Annotated in this window: 4 protein-coding genes and 1 pseudogene; all 5 read right to left on the minus strand. The window is 45.6% G+C overall.

Annotation, left to right across the window (positions count from 1 at the left end; translation table 11 throughout):
- Positions 1-192: hypothetical protein (locus ACJWXQ_RS09155; RefSeq protein ID WP_406672644.1), on the minus strand; the 192-nt coding region annotated here is incomplete at its 3' end.
- Positions 189-755, minus strand: a complete 567-nt coding sequence (gene rfbC / locus ACJWXQ_RS09160) for a dTDP-4-dehydrorhamnose 3,5-epimerase (RefSeq protein ID WP_406672645.1) — start codon at positions 753-755, stop codon at positions 189-191. The genes ACJWXQ_RS09155 and rfbC, both read right to left, overlap by 4 nt.
- Before the next feature lie 87 nt (positions 756-842).
- Entirely contained in the window at positions 843-1,706 is an 864-nt protein-coding gene (rfbA, locus tag ACJWXQ_RS09165) for a glucose-1-phosphate thymidylyltransferase RfbA (protein WP_406672646.1), read from the minus strand.
- A 77-nt stretch (positions 1,707-1,783) separates the two neighbouring features.
- Positions 1,784-2,839, minus strand: coding sequence for a dTDP-glucose 4,6-dehydratase (gene rfbB / locus ACJWXQ_RS09170; protein WP_406672647.1), 1,056 nt, complete (start codon positions 2,837-2,839; stop codon positions 1,784-1,786).
- Positions 2,840-2,939: 100 nt separating this feature from the next.
- Positions 2,940-3,119, minus strand: a pseudogene (locus tag ACJWXQ_RS09175) (GDP-mannose 4,6-dehydratase); the annotation flags it as partial.

Below are 3,119 nucleotides of genomic sequence, written 5' to 3' on the forward strand. Positions count from 1 at the left end.
CGATGGCCCCAAAACTCTAGCAAGAACAACTCCCAACCCAAACTTTAAAAGCAGATCAACTATATGCAGAATAAATACCCCTGCCGATCCCCTGACGATTTCTCCACCTAAAGTTTTTTGCTTAAAGAGAATTAACAGTTCTTTTACAGAAGTAGGTATTTTATTTGATTGGCTATTTGTTTTATTAGTCAACTCTTAAAGCCGTCTGTTAAACTATTCTTCTTTACAAAAAGATTTTCAAAATTGTTTAATTCCTGATCTTTCTTCGACACAATCGGATTCTCCACTTTCCAGTCGATATTTAAAGTTTCATCAATCCATTTAATTCCGCCTTCATCGCCGGGGCGGTAGTAGTCGGTGCATTTGTAGTCGAAATCGCACACTTCCGAAAGGACGGCAAACCCATGTGCAAAACCCGGCGGGATGTAGAGCTGGAGGTAGTTCTCATCGCTCAGCTCCTCACCATACCACTCACCAAACGTTGGTGAGTCGGGCCGGATATCCACCGCCACATCGAAAATGCATCCCCGTCGCACGCTCACTAGCTTCCCCTGCGGATGCTCTTTTTGGTAGTGCAGCCCGCGAAGCACCCCTCTCGTAGAGCGCGACCAGTTATCCTGCACAAACTCCTCTTCAATGCCGATCTCCTTATACCGCTCCTTCTGCCAAGTCTCCAGGAAAAACCCGCGATCGTCGGTGTAGACGTCGGGCTTTATGAGCAGTAATCCGGGGAGGGGTTCGTTAATTATTTTCATGTTTCAAGATGCAGGGTGCAGGTTGAAGGTTTGGAATTTGGTGCTTGGTGCTTGTTAATTATTGCTTGTTATTTATCCGCAAAACCATCACTTAATCAACCTCCTCAGATACTCCCCATAGCCGCTCTTCTCAAGGGGTTTGGCGAGGTCTATCAGTTGCCGGTCATTAATATAGTTCATTCGCCATGCGATCTCTTCCGGGCTGGCTACTTTCTGGCCCTGGCGCTGTTCAATGGTCTGTACAAAGTTGGAGGCCTGCAGCATGGAGTCGTGCGTGCCGGTATCGAGCCAGGCGTTGCCACGACCCATCAACTCTGTCGTCAGCTCTTCATGCTCAAGGTAGGTCTTGTTCAGATCGGTGATCTCCAGTTCCCCGCGGGCGGACGGTTTAAGGTTTTTGGCACGATTCACCACCTGGTTATCATAGTAATAAAGCCCCACCACCGCATAGTTCGATTTTGGATTTTCGGGTTTCTCCTCCAAGCTCAGCACTTTGCCCTCCTTATCAAACTCTACCACGCCGTACCGCTCCGGGTCCTGAACGTTGTAGCCAAAAATCGTCGCTCCGGATTCCAGCTGTGCTGCTTTTTGGAATTTTTCAGAGAGTCCGTGGCCGTAGAAAATATTATCACCCAGAATCAGGGCTACGTTGTCATCCCCGATAAACTCCTCTCCAATAATAAACGCCTGCGCCAGTCCTTCCGGCTTGGGTTGTTCGGCGTAGCTCAGCTCAAGTCCCCATTTGGAACCGTCGCCCAGCAACTCTTCAAACCGGGGCAGGTCCTGCGGTGTGGAGATCACCAGAATCTCCCGGATGCCGGAGAGCATCAAGGTAGAGAGCGGGTAGTAGATCATCGGTTTGTCGTAAACAGGCAGCAGCTGTTTGCTCACTACCATTGTATTTGGATGCAAACGGGTGCCGGCTCCCCCGGCAAGAATAATTCCTTTCATTATTGATATTTGTGTTGTGTTTTATATGAGGGAGTTTTGAGGCAGGACTGAATTAAGCGACTTACTTAACCTCAATCTTATAATCCAGTACCTAATCTTTCTAAGTCATAATTATTTTCTGTAACTGCTTCGCACCATTCTATGTTATCGAGATACCATTGAATGGTTTTTTTAATGCCGGTTTCAAAAGTTTCTTTTGGTGTCCACCCCAGATCTTTTTCAATTTTGGAGGCATCAATGGCATACCGAAAATCGTGGCCCGGTCTGTCTGTTACAAAAGAAATCAGTTCTCGGTATCTCCCTCCGTTCTCTTTTGGAACCAATTCATCAAGTGTATCACAGATTGTATGTACTACTTCAATGTTCTGCTTCTCGTTATGCCCGCCTATGTTATATGTTTCCCCGGTTTTTCCCTTTTGAGTAACGGCTATAAGGGCCTTGGCATGGTCTTCCACAAAAAGCCAGTCTCTTACATTTTCACCTGTACCATACACAGGGATCTTTGCACCCTGTAGGGCTTTCAGTATAACTACAGGGATCAGTTTCTCGGGGAATTGGTACGGCCCGTAGTTATTTGAGCAGTTTGTAATAAGAACAGGCAATCCATATGTGTGGTACCATGCCCTTACCAGATGATCGGAGGCGGCTTTACTTGATGAGTATGGAGATCTTGGATCATAAGAAGTTTCTTCAGTAAAAAAACCATCTTCTCCTAATTCGCCATAAACTTCGTCTGTGGAAACATGTAAAAAACGAAAGTTCTCTTTTTTCTCCCCATCCAATGCTGTCCAGTATTCACGGGCTTCTTCCAAAAGTGTGTGAGTTCCGTTAATATTTGTTTTGATAAATTCTGCAGAACCATCAATCGAACGATCCACATGAGACTCTGCGGCAAGATGCATCATCATATCCGGCTGAAACTCATTAAAAATGCGCCGAATATCATCGTTATCGCAAATATCCACGTGTTCAAAATGGTAACGGTCAGAATTGGATACAGGTTCTAATGATTCGAGGTTGCCTGCATAGGTAAGCTTGTCAATATTTAGAACTTCATGGTCTGTTTCATTGATGATCATTCGGATTAAAGCTGAACCAATAAATCCTGCGCCTCCGGTAACTACTATTTTCATATCTACTATTCTGCTTGTATTAAAATTTTATGTTCGGCAATTTTCATATTCTTTCTAAAATTTTTGACATCACTCTGCACTATATCTTCCGAGACCCCTGCATTTTGTAAATTTCATCGGGCTGAGACTCCTGTATGATTCGGGTCAGGTTCAGGGAGTCGGTCATATCCCCGTAGTGGAGGAACAGCGTCTGATCTTCGGTGTGCGGGTCCTGGTAAAGGTGGTCAATCCTGTCGGTATTGAGCAGGCTGGCCCGGCGTTTTATGCCGTGTACGATGTA

The sequence above is a fragment of the Natronospira sp. genome, from assembly GCF_007134575.1.
Classification (GTDB): domain Bacteria; phylum Pseudomonadota; class Gammaproteobacteria; order Natronospirales; family Natronospiraceae; genus Natronospira; species Natronospira elongata.

Bases quoted from the DNA above. Each gene is read 5' to 3' on its own strand.
- rfbA (WP_406672646.1), bottom strand. From the start codon at position 1,706: ATGAAAGGAATTATTCTTGCCGGGGGAGCCGGCACCCGTTTGCATCCA.
- rfbB (WP_406672647.1), bottom strand. From the start codon at position 2,839: ATGAAAATAGTAGTTACCGGAGGCGCAGGATTTATTGGTTCAGCTTTA.
- rfbC (WP_406672645.1), bottom strand. From the start codon at position 755: ATGAAAATAATTAACGAACCCCTCCCCGGATTACTGCTCATAAAGCCC.